The following is a 19323-nucleotide window of genomic DNA, read 5'->3' as shown; positions in this document are numbered from 1 at the left end:
CCAGGCTAGACGAGTGATCAGCTTCCGGATACCCCGGAATTGATTGCCTCGATCAACTTTGGCCGCAATTCCCTTGCACTGATGACCGCATCGACCGATCCGACGTCACGCGCCCGCTCGATACTGTGCACGCGATCGAACTCGGTCGCGACCTCGCCCAGTTTCTCTGCCCGTACGACGGTTCGCACGTCGGCGAGCTCCGTCGCCAGCGCGGCCCGCTCCGCTCCGGTCGCCTCGCCGACCCGCTCGGCCAGCGTCGCGACCCGCGGATCCGCTGCGGTCCGCGCGTCGACCTCACCCGCGAAAACGACCGCGGCGGCCGGCGCGCCGCCGAGCACCGATGCGAACGAGCCCTCGACCGCGAGCACCGTCATGGACGGATTGAGCGATTTCGAGAACACCACGAACGCGCCGCCGTGGTACCGCGAGACGACGCAGAAAACGATCGGTCCCCGGAAGTTCACGATCGCGCGGCCGATCTCGGCGCCGTACTCGAGCTGGAGGTTGCGCATCGAGTCCGGTGATCCGTCGAAACCGGACAGGTTCGCGAGCACCACCAGCGGGCGGTTGCCGCTGGCCGAGTTGATCGCCCGCGCCACCTTCTTCGACGACCGCGGGAACAGCGTGCCCGCGGTGTACGTGTCCGGGCCGTCGGTGGGAGGGAAGCCCCGGCGCGGCACCGACTTGGACTCGATTCCGACCAGACAGACCGGGAACCCGCCGAGCCGGGCGTCCTGCACGACCGCGGTGTCCGCGTCGGCCATGCCCGCCCAGCGCTCCAGGACCGGGTGGTCCTGGTCGGTGACCGCCCGCATCAGCGTGCGGATGTCGAACGCCTTCTTCCGGTCCGGGTTCGTCGAAGGCGAGAAAATCTCACCGACCGTCTTGAAGTCGCTCCCGGCCACGTCGTGCGGGTACGGCGTGACGTCGCGATCCATCGGGTCCGACGTCGCGGCCCGGCGCGGACCGCTCTCCCCCGGGATCACGTACGTGTGGTCGTAATGGGTCATCAGCACGTCCCGGGCCGCCTTCAGATCGGGCGCCCAGTACTGCGCCTGGCCGTTCGGGCCCATCACCCGGTCGTAGCCGCCGATGCCGAAGTTGTCCTCGGCCGACACGCTGCCGGAGAAGTCCAGCGTCTGCTTGCCGGTCAGCACCATCGCGCTGTCCGGCGTCATCACCAGGATGCCCTTGGTGTGCATGAGCATCGTCGCCTCGGCGTTCCAGTACGGCTGCGCGCCGACGTTGATGCCCGCGACCACGACGTTGATCTCGCCGCCGTCCTGGGTGAACTCGACGATCCGCTTCAGCGCCTTCGCGACCCAGTCCATGTTCTCGGTGCCGGAGTCCATCGAGATCCGGGCGCCGGCCGACAGCGAGTACCACTCGACCGGGACCTGCATCCGCTCGGCCAGGTCGAGCGCCGCCATGATCCGCGAGCACTCCGCCTCGGCGACCGCGCCGAGCGCCATCGTCGGGTCGCCGCTCATCGCGACCCGGGTGACGCCCTCGGGGTACCGCTCGCTGGGTGTGGTGACGATGCCGACGATGATGCCGGCCTTGTTGAGGCCCTTCGGTCGCTCGACCGGGACCAGGTTGCCGGCGTCGTCGAGGTCGTGCTCGACGAACGAGCCGCCCTGGCCGGCGACCATCCCGCTGACCTCGTACGGGTAGATCGTGTTGCGCCGCCGGGACCGCTGCACCTTCTGGGCGTAGTCGTCGAGCGGCATCAGCCGACCGGTCGGCGGCTGCTCGATCGAGGTGACGACGCCCGCGCCGTGCTGGTAGTAGAACCGGGCCGCGACCGGGTTGATCGAGCCGTCCGGTGCCACGACGTCGCCTTGGACCAGGACTTCCTCGATCCCGGCGCCCGCGGTCATCGGGGCGATGTTGCGCTGCAGCGCTGTCACCTCGTCGACCTGTACGTCGACCACCGGCCAGATCTGCACCCAGACGTGGTTCATGTCCAGCTTGGCGCCGGCGGCTCCGCGGGCCGAGCGGGCCCGGCGGATCGCCTCCAGGCAGTTCGAGATCGCGCGCTCCGCGTGCGGCAGCGACGTGACCTGGCCGTCCTCGTCCCGGACCACGGCGAACTGGCGGACCTGGGCCAGCGCGACGAGCCGCCGGTCGGCCGGATTGTCCCGCGCGACGCAGTAGTAGAGCAGGACGTCCTCAGGTGCCTCGAGGCGGGTGATCCGGAAGTCGCGCAGCCGCCACAGGTTCAGGCGGCGGCCGACCATCGGGTGTACGCCGCGGACGTTGTCGTCCTCGGCCATCGACCCGCCGGCCGGGCGATAGGTGAAGTACGACACCGCGTTGTCCAGTCCCGATGCGACCGCGACCGAGATCCGGCGTACGCGCTGGGCGACCGGGAGGTCGGCGACCATGCGGCGGTACAGGTCGGAGGCCTCCTGCTGCGACTCCGGCAGGTCCGGGCCGTACAGGTACAGCTCGACGACGGCCTCGTGGCCGGCCGCGCGAGCGTCGACCTGCGCGGTCAGTGCACGCGACAGAGCGCTGTCGCGGTCGGCGAGCTCGGCGACCGTGCCGACCGTCGTGACCAGGTGGCTCGGACGGTCGTCGATCGAGTAGTCGGCGGTGGCGACCGGCCGCCCGTCGACGGCGAACTCGCGCAGATCATGCAGCTCGTACTCGCGGTAGTGCCGCCGGACGAGCACCTCGAGCATCGGCTCGCGGTCGCCCCAGCCGCCGGCAAGCCGCCGGGCGAGGAAGCGGACGATCGGCTCGGGGATCGCGGCCAGCGCGTCGATCCGCTGCTGCCGGTCCGGCGCGTCCGGGTGCGCGGCCAGGTCGGCGACCTCGTCGCTCACCCCGGCGATGATCGACGCCCGCTCGGCGTCGACCTGCGGCTGGTCGAACCAGCGGAAGCGAACGCTCCGGGCCAGGTCACCGACGACCGGGAACCGCAGCTGCGTCGCCGGCACCAGCCGGTCCAGCAGCTCGTGCACCGACTCGTCGAGCGGCGACTCCGGCAGCGGCTCAGCGATCCAGCGCTGCAGCACGGACGTGACCAGCACTACGTCGGGACTCGAGCGCTGCTGCGCCAGGAAGATCCGGAAGACCGCCTCCTCCAGCTCCGGGCTGCGCTCCAGCCCGGTCACGCCGTAGTTGCTCAGCACCCGCGTCAACCGGGCCTGGAACTCGGCCGGCAATCCGCCACGGTCCGGGTCGAGGCTCTGCAGGTACGTGTAGAAGTACTCGCGCGGGCTGTGCACGCGGTTCTCGATGCTCGTGTCCGTGCCGGCCGGACGGTTCCGGCTCAGCTCGGCGAAGTCCGCGAACACGCTGAGCAGCTCGATCTCAGGCCCCACCGGAGGTCCAGCCTGCTGATGCGCGAGCTCGGACCGCGCGGCGAGGTAGTCGGCCAGCATGCCGCCCTCGTCCTGCGGGTCGATATCGAACCCGAGCAGCATGCTCCGCAGGTCGTCCAGCCCGCGCTCCACCCGCTCGGCCGCGGACTTCTCCCCCGTCCCGTTCGGCAGATCCAGCTGTACGCCGTTCTGAACCGGAGCCGCCTCTTCGGGGCTGTCGTCTGCCACCGGCTCCAACCGAAGCAGCGGCGCACCGGTCTCGACCTGGCTGCCGGTCGAGACCAGCAGCTCCTTCACGGTTGCCTTGAACGGCGCGTACAGCACCGTCTCCATCTTCATGCTCTCGAGCACGAGCACCGGCGCACCGGCCTCGATCTCGGCACCCGTCTGCACCGGCGTCGCGACCACCAGCGCGGGCGCGGGCGACCGCAGTACGCCGCCCTCGTCGCGGCTGACGCGGTGGGTCACGCCGTCGACCTCGATCAGGTGCACCGGGCCGTGCGTCGCGGTCACCAGGCGGAACCGCTGCCCGCCGACGACGAGCCGGCTCGTGTAGGCGTCCAGTCGCTCCAGCTCCGCGTCCACAATCTTCAGCTGCCCGTTCCCGACACCGACCCGGAACCGCTCGGGGCCGATCCGCGCCACGGTCACCTGATAGCCGGCGCCGCGCAGCTTCAGGTCGATCGCGCGACCGACCTCGTGCTGCACCTGCGGGCGGCCGCCGTGCGCGGTCTCCAGCAGCCGGGTCCGCTCGACGGCTTCGGAGTCCTCGTACCCCTCGATCGCGGCCGCGACCAACGCGATCCCGGAGTGCCGGTGCGAGATCAGGCGTCCCTCGCCGCGGACCCGGTCGATCCAGCCGGTGTCCGCACTGCCGTCGATGACCTCGGGCTGGTCGAGCAGCTCGAGGATGAAGCTCTTGTTGGTCGCGCCGCCCTCGATCAGCACGGTCGTCGCCTGCATCGCGCGCCGCAGCCGCGCCAGCGCCTCCTCGCGGGTCCGCCCGTACCCGATGATCTTCGCGATCATCGAGTCGAAGTCGGCCGGGATGCTGTCGCCCGCGCTCACCCCGGTGTCGACCCGGATCCCGGGACCAGCCGGCAGATCGAGTACGGCGATGCGCCCGGGCGACGGCGCGAAGTCGCGATCCGGGTCCTCGGCGTTCAATCGCGCCTCGACTGCGTGACCGCTCTCGGCCGGCTTGACGCCGTCGAGCCGGCCACCGGAGGCGACGTGCAACTGGGCCTTCACCAGGTCGAACCCGGTGGTCAGCTCGGTGATCGGGTGCTCGACCTGGAGCCGCGTGTTCACCTCGAGGAACGCGAACGACTTCTCACCCGGGTGGTACAGGAACTCGACCGTCGCGGCGCCCTTGTACCCGACCGCGAGCGCCAACCGCTCAGCGGACGCCTTCAGGTCGTCGACCTGCGACGCGGACAGCAGCGGGGACGCCGATTCCTCGATCACCTTCTGGTTGCGTCGCTGCACCGAGCAGTCCCGCACCCCGAGCGCCCACGCCGTACCCTGACCGTCCGCGATGACCTGCACCTCGACGTGCCGCGCGCCCGTGACGAGCCGCTCCAGGAACACGACGCCGCTACCGAAGGCGCGGGCAGCCTCGTCACTGGTCCGTGCGTACGCGTCGGACAACTCGTCTGCTGAGCGGACCACCCGGATACCGCGGCCACCGCCGCCGGCCGTTGCCTTGAGCATCAACGGGTAACCGATCCGCTCGGCCGCCTCCAGCGCGGCCGCCAGCGACTCGACCGCACCGCGGCTCCACGGCGCGACCGGTACGCCGACCTCCTCGGCGATCAGCTTCGACCCGATCTTGTCGCCCAGCTTGCGCATCGCCTCGGCCGACGGACCGATGAAGGTCACGCCGATCCGGTCGCACAGCTCCGCGAATGCGGGGTCCTCGGCAACGAAGCCCCAGCCGACCCAGGCCGCGTCCGCGCCGCTCTCGCGGAGTGCCCGCTCGAGGACGACGAGATCCAGGTACGGCCGGGCCGATGCCGGGCCGAGCGGGTAGGTGATGTCCGCCGCGCGTACGAAGGTCGCGGTGCGCTCGCCGTCAGTGAACAAGGCCACGGTCTCGATGGGGTCACCGCCTTCGGCGTTGACTTCCCGGACCGCATTGATCAGCCGCATGGCGGCCTCGCCCCGGTTCACAATCGCGATACGCTTGAACATCGACCGCCTCCGTGTCTCACCCTGCTTGTACAGAAGGGATCGCCCTCTGCTGGCACAGGTTTTCAGCCCACGGCCGTTACCGTCGAGTCGGCCCCCCTTTCAGGCGTGTTCGAGCCTGTTTCCGAGCCTGACCCCGGCCCGGTGAAAGACTTCCGGGCAGTCGACGGAGGGGAAGCATCGTGTCGGATGAATTGATCGGCCGGCTGCGGGGAGCAGTCGCGGGACCTGTGCTCGCGCGCGGGGACGAGGGCTTCGCGGAAGAGTTGTCGGGGTTCAACCTGGCGGTTACACACAGTCCTGACGTGGTGGTCGGCCTGACGTCCGAGGACGAGGCCGTGGCCGTGGTTCGAGCAGCCGCAGAGACTGGTACGCCGGTTCGCGTGCTGGCGACGGTGCACGGCGTACCGAACCCGATCCAGGACGGGATCGTGGTGACGACCTCCCGGCTCAAGGGCGTGACGGTCGACCCGGACACCAAGATCGCGCACATCAACGCCGGTTCGGTGTGGGCCGACGTCATCGGCGTCGCCGCGCCGCACGGACTCGCCCCGATCGCCGGGGCTTCCGACGTGGTCGGCTGTATCGGCTACACGCTCGGCGGTGGCCTGGGCCCGCTCGCGCGGACCTACGGCTTCTCGTCCGACTGGGCTCGCAGTTTCCGGGTGGTCACCGCTGGTGGTCCGGTGACAGCCAACGCCACTGAGAATGCAGACCTGTTCTGGGCATTGCGCGGGGGCAAGGGCGGGTTCGGCATCGTCACGTCGATGGACTTCGAGCTCGCCGAGCTCAGCACCCTGTACGGCGGATCGGTGTTCTTCGACGCGGAGCACATCGCTCCCGTGCTGAGCACCTGGACCGAGTGGACCAAGACGTTGCCGGAGAGCGCGAACTCGTCGGTCGTGATCCTGCGCCTGCCGCCGCTCGAGTTCATCCCGGCACCGCTGCGCGGCAAGACGGTGCTCAGCGTGCGGTTCGCGTACGTCGGTGATGTGGCCGAGGGCAAGCAACTCTTCCAGCCGATCCGCGACGCCGGTACGACGCTGATCGACGCGGTCGGCGAGATGCCCGCGAGCGACATCCCGCTGATCCACAACGACCCGAAGGCGCCGACGCCCTCGTGGGATCGCGGCATGATGCTCAACGAGCTCGATGCCGACTTCGTCGCGGCCTTCCTCGGGGCGGCCGGTCCGGAGCAGCAGATCCCGTTGATCGCGGTCGAGATCCGGCACCTCGGCGGCGCCACCGAACGCGACGTACCCGGGGGAAGCGCGGTCGGCGGTCGCGGCGGTGCGTGCACCCTGACGCTGATCGGCGTACCGGATCCGAGCCTGTTCGAAAAGGTGCTGCCGGCAACGGTCGACGAGTTGCTGGCCCCGCTGCGGCCGTGGATCTCGGCGCAGAACACGCCGAACTTCGCGGGCGGGTTCACGGTGCCGGGATCGTTCGAGGCATCGTGGCCCGTGGAGACGTTCGCGCGGCTGGCCGAGATCCGCGCCGCCTACGACCCGGACACGCTCTTCCCGTTCGGTCCTCGCCAGGAGAACTGAGGTTCGTAGCCGAGCAGACGCCGCGCCTTGTCGATCGAGAGCAGCGTCTCGTTCGGCCCGAACGGCCGCTTGACCTCCACGCCGGGGAACACCTCGGCGAGCAGCTCCTCGTTCGGCCGGGACATCACGGTGTCGGCGTTCGCGACGATGAAGACGTCGGTCCCGGTCACGCCGTACTCGAGCGCCTTGCGGACCGCCTGAGCCCCGTCGCGGGCGTCGATGTAGCCCCAGAGGTTCCACTTGCGGGCCTGGGCGTCGGCGTCGAACGACGGGAAGCGGGCGTAGTCCTCGGGGTACATCACGTTGGAGAAGCGCAGCCCGATCAGCTTGAGGTCCGGGTGCCACCGGCACAGCTGGCGGGCCAGCTCCTCCTCGAGCGTCTTCACCAGCGAGTACGTGCTGTTCGGCCGCGGCGGGTAGTCCTCGTCCACCGGCACGTACGGCGGGAACTCGTCGAACGGCAGACCGAGCACGGTCTCGCTCGACGCCCACACGATGTTCCGGACGCCGGCCCGCAGCGCCGCGGAGAACACGTTGTACGTCGCGGTGATGTTGTTGTGGAACGTCGCCGCGTTCGGGCGCAGTCCCGGTGCCGGGATCGCGGCCAGGTGCACCACCGCGTCGACGCCGTCGTGCCGGTCGTCGATCCCCGCGATCGCCTCGAAGGTCTGGCCGAAATCGGTCAGATCGAGCCGTGTCGACGTCACGTCGGCGCGCGCCGGCGGAGCCTGGTCGAGGGCGACCACGTCCCAGCCGTTGTCCGCGAGGTGGTCGACCACGGCGCGGCCCAGCTTGCCGCTGCTTCCTGTCACCGCTACCCGTGCCATGTTCTTCATCGTTGCAGATTAGGATTCGCCTTGTGAAACTTGCTCAGCGGATGGGACGACTGGGGACCGAATCGGCCTTCGAGGTCCTCGCCAAGGCGAAGGCGCTGGAGGCGCAGGGTCGCGAGATCGTGCATCTCGAGATCGGCGAACCCGACTTCGACACCCCGGCGCACGTGATCGCCGCCGCGCAGCAGGCCCTCGACAAGGGCTTCACGCACTACGTGCCGGCGCCCGGGATCCCGGAGCTGCGGACCGCCGTGACCGAGTTCCTCGAGCGCACCGGCCGGATGCAGACCTCCCCCGACCGGGTGCTGATCACGCCGGGCGCGAAGCCGATCATGTTCTTCACGATCCTCGCGCTGTGCGAGGAGGGCGACGAGGTCCTCTACCCCGACCCCGGCTTCCCGATGTACGCGTCGATCGCCTCGTTCGCCGGCGCGAAGCCGGTGCCGGTGCCGCTGCGGGAGGAGAACGGGTTCGTCATCGACCCCGACGAGCTCCGGTCGCTGGTCACCGACCGGACCAAGCTGCTGATCCTCAACTCCCCGCACAACCCCTGCGGCAGCGCCTCCACCCCGGAGCAGCTGCAGGCGATCGCGGAGATCGCAATCGAGCACGATCTCGTCGTACTCAGCGACGAGGTCTACTGGGCTTTGCGGTACGACGGCCAGCACCACAGCGTCCTCGACGTCGACGGCATGCGCGAGCGGACGATCCTGCTCGACGGCTGGTCGAAGACGTTCGCGATGACCGGTTGGCGGCTGGGCTTCGGCGTGTTCCCGGAGCCGCTGGTCGAGCCGGTGACGCGGCTGATGATCAACTCTGTCTCGTGTACGTCGGCCTTCAGCCAGTACGCCGCGATCGCCGCGCTCGAGGGACCGTGGGACGACGTCGACCGGATGCTGGACGCGTTCCGCGAACGGCGCGAGGTCATCGTGTCCGGCCTGAACGCCGTACCGGGTGTCTCCTGTGTCGAGCCCGGCGGCGCGTTCTACGCGTTCCCGAACATCAGCGAACTCGGCCTGTCGGCATCGGACCTGGCTGATCGCCTGCTCGACGAAGCCGGCGTTGCGTGTCTCCCGGGCACGTCGTTCGGTGTGTACGGCGAGAACCACCTGCGCTTCTCGTACGCGAACTCGGTGCCGAACATCCGCCGGGCCCTCGACGCGTTCACGGAACTCGTCAAAGCGCGTTGAGATAGTCGAAACTTTCGCGCAGGGCGGTCATCACGTCGGTGTCGCAACGGTCCAGTTCGACGATGTGCCAGGCGACCGATGGGTTCGCGTCGAGGATCGCCGGGATGTCCAGGCTGCCCTGCCCGAGCGCGACCATCGCGTCCTCAGCGGTCTTCGCCGGCCCGTCCCTGAGGTGCAGGAACCGGACCCTGTCGCCGTACTCGCGCACGACCGCAGCCGGATCCGCGCCCGCCACCGCGGCCCAGTACACGTCGAGCTCCAGCAGCACGTCCGGGCTGAGCCGCTCCTGCAGTACGTCGTACGCACGCCGCCCGTCGGCCAACCGGGCGAACTCCGACCAGTGGTTGTGGTACGCGATCTGCATCCCGTACGCCTTCGCGTTCGCGGCGGCCTCGTTCACCCGCTCGACCCCGCGCGCGATGCTGTCCTCGGTGGCGAACTCCTCCGCCTCGAGGCTCCACGCGAGCACCGGCGCGCCGAGCTGACTCTGCTCGTCGAGAATGCGCTGCGCATCCGGTCCGGCCGGGAACGGCGCATGTGAGCTGAACAGCTCGAGTCCGAGGTCGTCGAGCAGTTGCCGGACGACGGTCGGTGACAGATCGTGCAGCCCGAACGCCTCGACGCCGGCGTACCCCATCTCGCTGAGCTGCCGAAGTACTCCGGGAAAGTCGTCCAACGTGAAGACGGACCAGAGCTGTACTCCTATCGGGCGCTTCATTCGGGCAGGGAGAAGGTCGTGGTCAGCTCCTGCGCCTGACCGGTGCGCGCGGCCTCATCGGCCTTCAGCATGATCTCCAGGACATGCCGCGCGTGCTCCAGATTCAGCAGCGGCCGGGTCCCGGAGGCGACACAGTCCGCGAGGTGATCGACGAGGACCGCGCGGTGCAGCCCGACCAGTCGCCGCATCGGCGCATCGCCGTCAGGCAGGTCCGGAGCGATCCAGCCGCGGAGTCCGCCGACCGCATCCATCCGGAAGATCTCCAGTGGCGGTCCGTCGCCGCCGAAGGGTCGTCCGCTCAGGTTGATGGTCCCTTCCCGGCCGTAGATCTCCAGCTTCGGGCCGCGGGCGGCGTTCACGTTGAACGTCCCGTCGACGACCGCGAACGTCGACTCGCCGAAGTCGAGCAGCATCAGCACGTTGTCGTCCGCGGTGACGTCGATCGTCTTGCCCTGGAACGGCCCGCCGCGAACCGTGCGCGTCGGCTCGGTGATCCCCGCGAAGGCGACCACCCGACGAGCCGGCCCGAGGATCCCGGTGATCTCGTGGATGCCGTAGACGCCCATGTCGAACAACGGCCCGGAACCCTTTTGATAGAACCAGGTCGGGTCCGCGGGCCACGCCCCGGAGGCCGGCCCGCCGTGCGACGACCGCACCCGCGCGAACGCAACCTTGCCGATGGCACCTTCCCGGACCAGCCGGCGAGCCTCGGCACGGTCCGGATAGAGCATGTTGAACGGCGCGCAGACCACCGTGAGGTCGCTTTCGGCGGCAAGCTCACAGATCCGGTCGGCGTCCTCCATGCTCGTCGCAAGTGGCTTCTCGGTCGCGAGATGCTTGCCCGCAGCAAGGATCTGCGCGCAGGTCCGGCCATGCACCGGAATCGGCGTCAGGTTGACCACTGCGTCCAGCTCGACTCCGTCCAGCATCGCCTCCAGACTCGTGAAGGCGTTCGGGATGCCGAACCTCCCGGCGACTGTCTTGGCCAGATCAGGTACGACGTCCGCGATCGCGACGACCTCAGCCTTGTGCCGGATCGAATCCAGGTTGGGCAGCACTCCCCCGCCGCCGGTAGCGATCATCCCCGCACCGAGTACGCCGATCCGAAGCGGGCTCATGCCAACCCCTCCCGCCCCTCGCGCACTGTCTGGCCCGCATCGACGGACCCGTAGAAGGCAAGGCAGACCGCCAAGTTGTGCCACGCATCCTCGACGGTTGCGACCGGCTCCGCCTCGCCGTTGATGACAGCGGTCCAGTGATCGAGGTCCGCCGCCTGGTCATGTCTGCCCGGCGGCGCGACCTCCACCCATCCGCTGAAGGGCTCGACCTCCCCGCTGACCAGAAGCCGCCCTTGAATGCCGTCCATCCGTACGGCGCCGCCGCTGCCGACGAGTGTGTAGCTGGACTGGAACCCGCCGTCCGGTGCGGTCCACGTGTTCTCCAGCGTGGCCACCGCTCCCCCGGAGAACGTCGCCGTCGCCACCCCGTAGTCCTCGACCTCGAGCTCGGGATGAGCGTGCTTGGCTGTCTGCCCGCTGATCGCGACGACCTCCTCGCCGAGGAGCCAGCGCAGCAGGTCGATCTGGTAGATCGAGTGGTCGACCCACCCGCCGCCGACCGTCCGCGCCGGGTCGACGAACCATCCCGGTGTGCGGTCGTCCGGCCACTGCGCCGGCAGCCTGGCCCAGGTCGTCATCGCCGCGCTGGTGAGCTGACCGATCCGGCCGTCCTTCACCCACTGCCGCAGCCACTGCGCGTTCGGGCCCAGCCGCTGCCGGGACTCGGCCGGCAGGAACGTCACTCCGGAGCCGCGGACGGCTTCGACCACGTGCGAAGCATCCTCCAGCCGGAGCGCCAGCGGCTTGTTGGCGATGATGTGCTTCCCAGCCTCGGCCGCGGCGACGCACACCTCGTGGTTGAGGTCCGGGCTGACGAAACTCATCACCGCGTCGATCCCCGGATCGTCCACCAGCGTCCGCCAGTCCGCCTCGACGCGACCGACGTCGTACCGCTGGTTGACGTACGCAGCGCGAACCGGATCGGCGTCCCACACGCCGGCCAGGCTCAGCCCGGCTCGCACCCGTGTTCCTTCCGCGAGTGGAAGCGCCGAGTACCAATGGTCCACGCCCACCAGGGCGACCCGAAGTTCCGTCATCAATCCTCCGTTGCTACCCACGCGACCGCGTTCGCGATCACCTTGCGTACTTCGGACTGCCGGTACACCGGGTACTGCTGATCACCCGGACTGAAGTAGAAGATCCTGCCCTTCCCGCGACGGAAACAGCACCCGCTGCGGAACACGGCCCCACCACTGTAGGAGCTGATGAACACGAGCTCATCCGGCTCCGGCAAGTCGCACGGTTCGGCGTACAACTCGTCCGCGGGGATGACGATCGGCGACGGCACGCCTTCGGCGATCGGGTGTCCGCGCTTGACCGTGTAGACCTGCTGCTCGTTGTTCGGCGCCCAATGATCGAGTGCGCAGCTGGTGCCGAGCAGCTTGAGGCTGACCTTCGAGTAGAGGGCCGAGTGGAGCAGGACGAGTCCCATGCCCTGCTCCACTCGCGCGATGACCCGGTCGACCACCTCGTCGTCGACCTGGTCGTTCGCGATGTGCGACCACCAGACCAGTACGTCGGTCTGCCGGACGACGCCGGCCGGCAGACCCTGCCCGGGCTGGTCGAGGGTTGCGGTGCTGACGACGACATCGAGAAGTTGCCCCGTTCTGATGCCGTCGGCAACCACCTCGTGAATGCCTTCCGGGTACACCCGTTGGACACTCTCGTCCTTGCCCTCGTGCACGTTCTCGTTCCAGACGGTGACTCTCACGGGCACCCTCATGCGGCCGGCTTCAGCCGCAGTACGACGATCTCCGCACCCGGCGTGTACGGCGCGGCCGGCGCGTACGGATCCTCCGCCGTCGGCCACCCGGTCACCTTCGCCGAGCGGTACATGGCCCAGTCGACGCTGTAGACGAGCGGAATGATCGGTGTCTTCTCGACCATGACACCTTGCAGACCGTGCAACGCCGTCAGACGAGCGTCGTCGGTCCCGGCGGACTGGTAGTCGGTCAGCAACTTCTGCGTGGCCGGGTCGTTGAACCGCTCGACGTTGGTCGTGGCGTTCGAACCGACCGGTCCGGACTGACTGTTGTCGAGCCAGCCTTGGTAGGCGACGAACGGCGAGGCACCGGTGTTCGACGACCCGAGTGTCAGGTCGTAATGCCCCTGCGCGACGCGCTGCGACCAGTCATCGCCCGACACGCCCTTGACGGTCACCGAGATGCCGACCGTCTTGAGTTGCTGGGCGATGATCCCGGAGCTGTTCATCCAGTCCTTGTACCCGGACGGAACGGTCAGCGTCAGCGCGATCGGCTTGCCGCCCTTCTCGTAGATGCCGGACTTGTTCAGCGTGAAGCCGGCGCCCTCGAGCAACTGCTTGGCCTTCGCCTTGTCCTCGACGATCGTCAGATCCTTGTACTTCGGGTCGAGGGCCGAGTCGTAGTTCGGCAGCAGCAGGCCCGTGGGTGTCTTCACCGGCGGGTTGAACGTGTACTGGCCGAGATCGCAGATCTGCTGCCGGTCGAGGGCCGCGCTGATGGCTTGCCGTACCGGCAGCTCGCTCAACGGCCAGACGGTGTTGTTCGGCACCAGCGAGACGACGCCGGTCGGCGGGTACCAGAAATGGTTGTCCTTGTTCTTGTTGACGAACTCCTTGTTGCTGCCGGTCGTGAAGAAGTAGTCCGCCCAGTCCAGTTCGCCCGACAGCAGCTGGATGCCGGCCGTCTCGAAGCTCAGCCCGTGATAGTTCAGTTGCTGGACCTCGGGCTTGCCCGGCTGCCAGAACTTGTCGTTCTTGGTCAGCACCAGCAGCTGCGGGTTGTACGACTTGTAGACGAACGGGCCGGTGCCGATCGGGTTCGGGTCCAGGAACTTGGTCGGATCCGGTACGGCGGACCACTCGTGCTTGGACACGATCGGGGTCAACCCGGCGATCGCGTACAGCTGGGTGAACGCCGGCGTCTTGAACGTCATCACGACCGTCTTGTCGTCCGGGGCGGAGACCGTCTCGAAGTCGACCCCGTTCACGTTCAACCCGGCGTACTTCTTGATCAGCTCGAACGTGAAGACCACGTCGGCACTGGTGAACGCCTGGCCGTCGGACCACTTCACCCCGTCGCGGAGCTTGAAGGTCAGCGTCTTGTCGCCGTCGGACCACGTCCACGCGGTCGCGAGCCACGGATAGGTGCTGCCCTCTTTCAGGATGTTGAACTGGACCAGCGGCTCGTAGATCATGTTCACCGCGCTGTAGGCGTTCAGCGCGCTGGTCGGCAGGAACGGGTTGAAGTTGGCGGCCGGACCGCCGCCGGTCCCGGTGATCTCCAGGGTCGGCAACGAACCCGCCTTGGCCGGCGGCGCCTCTTCCGTGCACGCGGCGGCGCCCAGTGCGAGGGCGACCGCGGTGACAAGGCAGGCGATCGTTCTCCTCCGTCGAATCTTCATGTCAGGTGCTCCTTGCTGGCTGCTGAGGAAGGTCTCGGCGCTTGCGCTGTGTCTGCCTCTGTGTCTGCGCTGTACAGCCAGCACCTCGTCCAATGGCCGGGGCGCAGCTCGGTTGTGCCGGGCGCCTCGGTGCGGCAGATGTCCATCGCGTGCGGACATCGCGGATGAAAGCGGCAACCCTCGGGCGGGTTGACCAGGCTCGGCGGCTCACCCGCGTCGAGCAGTTCCGGATCGCGGCCGGCGCGATCCGGATCGGGGGCGGACGCGAGCAGCAACTGGGTGTAGGGATGTGCGGGACGCTGGACGAGCTCCTCCGACGGCCCGCCCTCGATCACCCGGCCGGCGTACATGACGAGCGTTGTCGTCGCGAAGTACCGGGCCGAGGCGATGTCATGGGTGATGTAGAGCATCGCCAGGCCGAGCGACTTCACCAGGCCGGCGAGCAGGTTGAGGAGGCCGAGCCGGATCGACACGTCGAGCATCGAGACGGGTTCGTCGGCCAGCAGCACCTTCGGTTCGGCCGCCAGTGCGCGAGCGATCGCGATCCGCTGGAGCTGACCGCCGGACAATTCGTGCGGGTACTTCGCCAGGTACTGCTCAGCCGGCGTGAGGTTGACCTGTTCGAGCAGCTCGACCGTCGCGGCCCGGGTCGCGGCTCGGTTCTTCGCGAGACCGTGCACCTTCAGCGGGCGGCGCAGGTGGTAGGCGATGGTGTGAACGGGGTTCAGCGAGCCGAACGGATCCTGGAAGACCATCTGGACGCGACGGACGTGCTCTCGGAACAGCCGGCCCCGTGTCGCCCGTACGGTCGCACCTCCGATCGAGATCGTCCCGTCGGTGAGCGGATAGAGACCGGCCAGCAGTCGGGCCACTGTCGACTTGCCGGAGCCGGACTCGCCGACCAGGGCGGTGACCTCTCCGGATCGCAAAGTCAGCGAGACGTCGTCGACGGCGTGCACGACCTCACCGCGGCCACGCAGCCGCTGCCGGATCCGGTGCACCGGGAAGTGCTTGACCAGACCGTGGGCCTCCAGGGCCGGCGTTTCAGAGCTGACCGTCATCGTCACTCCTCGGTTGTGTCAGCAGGCAGGCGACCTGGTGGCCCTTTGTCGTTGCCAACAGCAACGGCATGGTCGTGGTGCAGCTCGCGATCGCCTTGCTGCACCGGGGTTGGAAGGGGCAGCCCGGGGCGATGAACCGCAGGTCCGGTGGTGTGCCGGGGATGCCGGTCAGGACCTTGCGCGGTCCGTGCAGATGCGGGAACGAGTGCAGCAGACCGTCGCTGTAGGGATGCTGCGGTGACCGGTACAGCTCCGATGCGGAGCCGGTCTCGATGACGCGACCGGCGTACATGATCGCGATCCGGTCCGCGACCTCGATCAGCAGCGACAGGTCGTGGGTGATGAAGACGACCGCGAACCCGAGCTGCTCGCGCAGGGCCATGATCTGGTTCAGGATCTGGCGTTGTACGACGACGTCCAGCGCGGTCGTCGGCTCGTCGAGGACCAGGACGTCAGGCTCCAGGACCAGTGCCATCGCGATCAGCGCGCGTTGACGCATGCCGCCGGACAACTCGTGCGGGTAGGCGTCGGCGCGATCGGCCGGCAGACCGACCATCGTCATGACCTCGACCACCCGTGCATCCCGTTGCTGGGTGCTCATCCCGGGGCGGTGCGCGGTCAGCGAGTCAGCCATCTGTACCCGCAGCGTCAGGACCGGGTTGAGCGAGTTCATCGCGCTCTGGAAGACGATCGCCAACTCGGCCCAGCGGAACGCGCGCAGCTCGTCCGGGGACATCCGCAGTACGTCGACCGGCTCCTCGCCGCGAGGCCAGTAGTGAATCGAGCCGGACACGACTTCACCGGGCGGACGCAGCAGCCGGGTGATCGCGTAGGCCAGCGTCGACTTGCCCGATCCTGACTCACCGGCAATGCCGAGCACCTCGCCGCGACGCAGTACCAGATCCACACCGTCCACAGCCTTGACCGCGCTCGGCTCCTCGCCGTAGTTCACGTGCAGGTCGGTCACCTCGAGCACCACGTCGGTACGCCGGGATGCCGGCCTGGGCTCGGACTTCGTCACCGGCATCTGGCGGGCACGCTTGGCGGCGAGCTTCTGGACGCGGAGCCGGGGGTTCACGAACTCGTCGATGCCGAAGTTGATCAGCGCGAGCGCCATGCCGATCAGGGCGATGCACAGCCCCGGCGGAACGAACCACCACCATGCGCCGGACTGCAGCGCCTGGTTGTTCTGCGCCCAGTAGAGGATGCCGCCCCACGACCAGGTCGTGACATCGGACAGACCGAGGAACGCCAGACCCGCCTGGGTCAGGATCGCGAAGACGATCGTGAACAGGAAGCTCGAGGCAACGATCGCGAACTCGTTCGGCAGGATCTCGAACAGGATGATGCGGATCGGACGCTCACCGGTCGCCCGCGCCGCTTCGATGAAGTCGCGCCGCCGGATCGACAAGGTCTGGGCTCGCAGGATCCGCGCACCCCACGACCAGCCGGTCAGACTGATGACGACCGCCACCGTCAGCGATCCTCGAGTCGGTAGGTAGCCGGCGAGCACCACGACGAGTGGGAGCGCCGGGATCACCAGGAAGACGTTCGCGAGCGCGGAGAACAGTTCGTCGGTCAGCCCACCGACGTACCCGGCTGTCAGTCCGACGAGCAGCGAGAGGACAGTCGCGAGAACTGCCGCGGTCACGCCGACGAGCAAGGACACTCGGGTCCCGACCAGCACCTGGGCGAGGATGTCCTGGCCGGTCTGGGTAGTGCCGAACCAATGCGCGCTCGACGGCGGCTGCAGGATGTCGTTCGACAATGCCGACGGATCCTTCCGCCAGAACACCGGGCCGAAGGCGCCGGCGAGGACGAACACACCGAACATGACCAGTCCGGTCATCGTCTTCGCCGACCGCAGTCCGGCGAACCGGGAGCGGGTGGACGCCTTCGGACTCGGCTGCGCGGCCGGCTCCGGCACCGCGTCGGCTATGGCCTCAGCAGACATCTACGCCTCCACCCGGGTCCGCGGATCCAGCCAGACGTAGACCAGATCGGCCAGGAAGTTCGCCAGCAGGACGACGAACGTGATGATCAGGAAGATCCCTTGCATCAACGGGAAGTCCTCGTTGATCACTGCCTGGTACAGGTTGTTGCCGATGCCCGGATAGCCGAAGACGATCTCGGTCAGCACGGCGCCGCCGACGACGAAGCCGAGCGACATCGTGAACGTCGCCACCGAGGGCAGGATCGCGTTCCGGGCGGCGTAGTTGAGCATCACCCTTCGCGGTGACAGCCCCTTCGCCTCGGCCAGTACGACGTAGTCGTCCGACATCGTCGTCACCATCATGTTCCGCATCGGGATCAGCCAGCCCGCGATCGAGGCGATCACGATCGTCAGCCCGGGCAGGATCGCGTGCTTGAAGGCGCTCGACAGGAACGCCCAGGAGAAGTCCACCGACAGCCAGGACGAGTACCCGCCCGAGAGCGGGAACAGCCGCAGCTCACCGCTCAGGACGAACAGCACGATCAGCCCGAACCAGAAGTACGGGATCGACGAGAAGAACGTGGTGACCGGCAGCAGGTGATCCCACCGCGAACCGCGCTTCCAGCCGGCGATGATCCCCAGCAGTGTCCCGATGACGAAGCTGACCACCGTCGCGATACCGACGAGGACGATCGTCCACCACAGGCTGTCCATGATCACCGTGGAGACCGGCGTCGGGAAGAACGTGAACGACAGTCCGAAATCGCCTTTACTCAGATCCGCCAGATAGGTCCGGTACTGCGACCACATCGACTCGTCGTTCAGGCCGAACATCGCCGTCAGTGCCTCGGTGGCCCGCGGGTCCAGCCGGCCGCGGAAGCGGGACAGCAGCGCCTGCGCCGGATCCCCCGGCATCAACCGGGGAATCAGGAAGTTCAGCGTGAGCGCCGCCCACGCCGTGATGAGGTAAAAGGCGAAGCGCCGAGCCAGATAACGCATTCGGTCCTCCCTGGCATCGCGACGAGGTACGTCGAAGTGACGTCAACCGTTCATCGCTATGTTCGGTAGCTTAACAAACTCCCAGAACGTTGTCGATGGCCCGTAGTTCCGATTCGTCCGGTCGCCATCCGACTGCGTCGACGTTGGCGCGCAGCTGCGCCGGCGTACTCGCTCCGGCGATCACCGAGCCCACGCTGGGCTGCGCCGCCAGCCAGCCGATCGCCAGCTCCAGCAGCGTGTGGTCGTTCGCCTCGCACCACTTCGTCAGCCGGTCGACCTGGTCGAGGCGTTCCTCGGTGACCAGGTGACTTCGATCCGCGATTCGCGTGCCGTCCGGCAACGGCTCACCACGGCGTACCTTTCCGGTCAGCATGCCTTCGGCGAGCGGGTAGTAGGGCAGCACCCCGACGCCGTAGTGCTCGGCAGCGGGCACGAGTTCGCGCTCGACATCGCGGACCAGCAGCGACCAGTTGTTCTGCGCGGAGACGAACGGCGTGAGCCCGTTCTCGCGGGCGAGATGATCCGCCTGCGCGAGCTCCCAGCCGGCGTAGTTCGAATGGCCGAGACAGCGAACCTTGCCCTCGACAACAAGTTCGTGTAGCGCCGCCAGCGTCTCGAGGATCGGCGTGGCACGATCGGGCATGTGAATCTGGTACAGATCGATGTAGTCGGTGCGCAACCGGCGCAGGGATCCCTCCACCGCACGCCGGATGTAGGCCCGCCCACCCTTGGCACCGGCCGCGGGCCCGAATCCCATGTCGACCCCGGGATGACCGAACTTCGTCGCCAGCACGACCTGGTCCCGCCGGCCCGCGAGCACCTCCCCCAGCACGCGCTCGGAGCCTCCGTCCGGACCGTAGATATCGGCCGTGTCGAACAGGGTGACGCCGAGGTCGATCGCGGTGTCCACGACCGACCGGCTGGCGTCGACGTCCATCCGGCTGCCGAAGTTCAGGCAGCCGAGGCCGACCACGGAGACAAGCTGGCCAGATCGCCCGAGCGCGCGGCACTCCAT

Annotated in this window: 13 protein-coding genes; 2 read left to right on the top strand and 11 right to left on the bottom strand. The window is 68.2% G+C overall.

The annotated features are described in order from the left end of the window. Positions 1-17: 17 nt before the first annotated feature. Positions 18-5525 (bottom strand): ATP-binding protein, encoded by a 5508-nt coding sequence (locus tag EV645_RS30195; RefSeq protein ID WP_130447453.1) that lies wholly within the window; start codon positions 5523-5525, stop codon positions 18-20. Positions 5526-5704: 179 nt separating this feature from the next. Between EV645_RS30195 and EV645_RS30190 the strand changes: the two genes are divergently transcribed. Further along, positions 5705-7072 carry an FAD-binding oxidoreductase gene (locus EV645_RS30190; RefSeq protein WP_242000758.1) on the top strand — a complete coding sequence of 456 codons (1368 nt, stop codon included), beginning with the start codon at positions 5705-5707 and terminating at the stop codon, positions 7070-7072. Here the strand turns inward: EV645_RS30190 and EV645_RS30185 are convergent. After that, positions 7024-7908: an NAD-dependent epimerase/dehydratase family protein gene (locus tag EV645_RS30185; protein WP_198681948.1), complete on the bottom strand. Its 885-nt coding sequence runs from the start codon at positions 7906-7908 to the stop codon at positions 7024-7026. The genes EV645_RS30190 and EV645_RS30185 overlap by 49 nt on opposite strands. Positions 7909-7931: 23 nt before the next feature. Here EV645_RS30185 and EV645_RS30180 point away from each other — a divergent pair, with 23 nt between their 5' ends. Further along, the gene (locus EV645_RS30180; protein WP_198681947.1) at positions 7932-9095 is read left to right on the top strand and encodes a pyridoxal phosphate-dependent aminotransferase; all 1164 of its coding nucleotides are present in this window, start codon (positions 7932-7934) and stop codon (positions 9093-9095) included. Here the strand turns inward: EV645_RS30180 and EV645_RS30175 are convergent. The 9 genes from EV645_RS30175 to EV645_RS30135 all read right to left on the bottom strand — a co-directional run bounded on the left by EV645_RS30175 (position 9082) and on the right by EV645_RS30135 (position 19323). Then, complete coding sequence (locus tag EV645_RS30175) at positions 9082-9813, bottom strand: sugar phosphate isomerase/epimerase family protein (RefSeq protein ID WP_130447451.1); 732 nt, start codon at positions 9811-9813, stop codon at positions 9082-9084. The two genes, EV645_RS30180 and EV645_RS30175, sit on opposite strands and share 14 nt — an antisense overlap. Then, on the bottom strand, positions 9810-10931 hold the full coding sequence (locus tag EV645_RS30170) for a Gfo/Idh/MocA family protein (protein WP_130447450.1): 1122 nt from the start codon (positions 10929-10931) through the stop codon (positions 9810-9812). The genes EV645_RS30175 and EV645_RS30170 overlap by 4 nt, the downstream gene beginning before the upstream one ends. Further along, positions 10928-11968 carry a Gfo/Idh/MocA family protein gene (locus EV645_RS30165; RefSeq protein ID WP_130447449.1) on the bottom strand — a complete coding sequence of 347 codons (1041 nt, stop codon included), beginning with the start codon at positions 11966-11968 and terminating at the stop codon, positions 10928-10930. The genes EV645_RS30170 and EV645_RS30165 overlap by 4 nt, the downstream gene beginning before the upstream one ends. Next, complete coding sequence (locus EV645_RS30160) at positions 11968-12642, bottom strand: ThuA domain-containing protein (RefSeq protein WP_198681946.1); 675 nt, start codon at positions 12640-12642, stop codon at positions 11968-11970. The genes EV645_RS30165 and EV645_RS30160 overlap by 1 nt, the downstream gene beginning before the upstream one ends. An 8-nt stretch (positions 12643-12650) precedes the next feature. Then, entirely contained in the window at positions 12651-14315 is a 1665-nt protein-coding gene (locus tag EV645_RS30155) for an ABC transporter substrate-binding protein (protein WP_130447447.1), read from the bottom strand. Further along, complete coding sequence (locus tag EV645_RS30150) at positions 14312-15376, bottom strand: ABC transporter ATP-binding protein (RefSeq protein ID WP_130447446.1); 1065 nt, start codon at positions 15374-15376, stop codon at positions 14312-14314. Before EV645_RS30150 ends, EV645_RS30155 begins: the two co-directional genes overlap by 4 nt. Further along, positions 15360-17330, bottom strand: coding sequence for a dipeptide/oligopeptide/nickel ABC transporter permease/ATP-binding protein (locus EV645_RS42925; protein WP_130447445.1), 1971 nt, complete (start codon positions 17328-17330; stop codon positions 15360-15362). The genes EV645_RS30150 and EV645_RS42925 overlap by 17 nt, the downstream gene beginning before the upstream one ends. After that, a complete protein-coding gene (locus EV645_RS30140; protein WP_130447444.1) occupies positions 17331-18308 on the bottom strand; it encodes an ABC transporter permease in 978 nt (325 codons plus the stop codon). It abuts the gene before it with no gap. 70 nt (positions 18309-18378) lie between these two features. Continuing rightward, positions 18379-19323 (bottom strand): aldo/keto reductase, encoded by a 945-nt coding sequence (locus EV645_RS30135; RefSeq protein WP_130447443.1) that lies wholly within the window; start codon positions 19321-19323, stop codon positions 18379-18381.

The sequence above is a fragment of the Kribbella rubisoli genome (genome assembly GCF_004217145.1).
GTDB lineage: Bacteria > Actinomycetota > Actinomycetes > Propionibacteriales > Kribbellaceae > Kribbella > Kribbella rubisoli.
Note: the sequence above shows the minus strand (reverse complement) of the source record. Positions and strands in the feature narration are given on the sequence as shown.

What these genes read in the sequence shown, in the direction of transcription:
- EV645_RS30195 (WP_130447453.1), bottom strand. Translation starts at nt 5,525, where the DNA reads ATGTTCAAGCGTATCGCGATTGTGAACCGGGGCGAGGCCGCCATGCGG.
- EV645_RS30185 (WP_198681948.1), bottom strand. Translation starts at nt 7,908, where the DNA reads ATGAAGAACATGGCACGGGTAGCGGTGACAGGAAGCAGCGGCAAGCTG.
- EV645_RS30175 (WP_130447451.1), bottom strand. Translation starts at nt 9,813, where the DNA reads ATGAAGCGCCCGATAGGAGTACAGCTCTGGTCCGTCTTCACGTTGGAC.
- EV645_RS30170 (WP_130447450.1), bottom strand. Translation starts at nt 10,931, where the DNA reads ATGAGCCCGCTTCGGATCGGCGTACTCGGTGCGGGGATGATCGCTACC.
- EV645_RS30165 (WP_130447449.1), bottom strand. Translation starts at nt 11,968, where the DNA reads ATGACGGAACTTCGGGTCGCCCTGGTGGGCGTGGACCATTGGTACTCG.
- EV645_RS30155 (WP_130447447.1), bottom strand. Translation starts at nt 14,315, where the DNA reads ATGAAGATTCGACGGAGGAGAACGATCGCCTGCCTTGTCACCGCGGTC.
- EV645_RS30150 (WP_130447446.1), bottom strand. Translation starts at nt 15,376, where the DNA reads ATGACGGTCAGCTCTGAAACGCCGGCCCTGGAGGCCCACGGTCTGGTC.
- EV645_RS42925 (WP_130447445.1), bottom strand. Translation starts at nt 17,330, where the DNA reads ATGTCTGCTGAGGCCATAGCCGACGCGGTGCCGGAGCCGGCCGCGCAG.
- EV645_RS30140 (WP_130447444.1), bottom strand. Translation starts at nt 18,308, where the DNA reads ATGCGTTATCTGGCTCGGCGCTTCGCCTTTTACCTCATCACGGCGTGG.
- EV645_RS30135 (WP_130447443.1), bottom strand. Translation starts at nt 19,323, where the DNA reads ATGGAGTGCCGCGCGCTCGGGCGATCTGGCCAGCTTGTCTCCGTGGTC.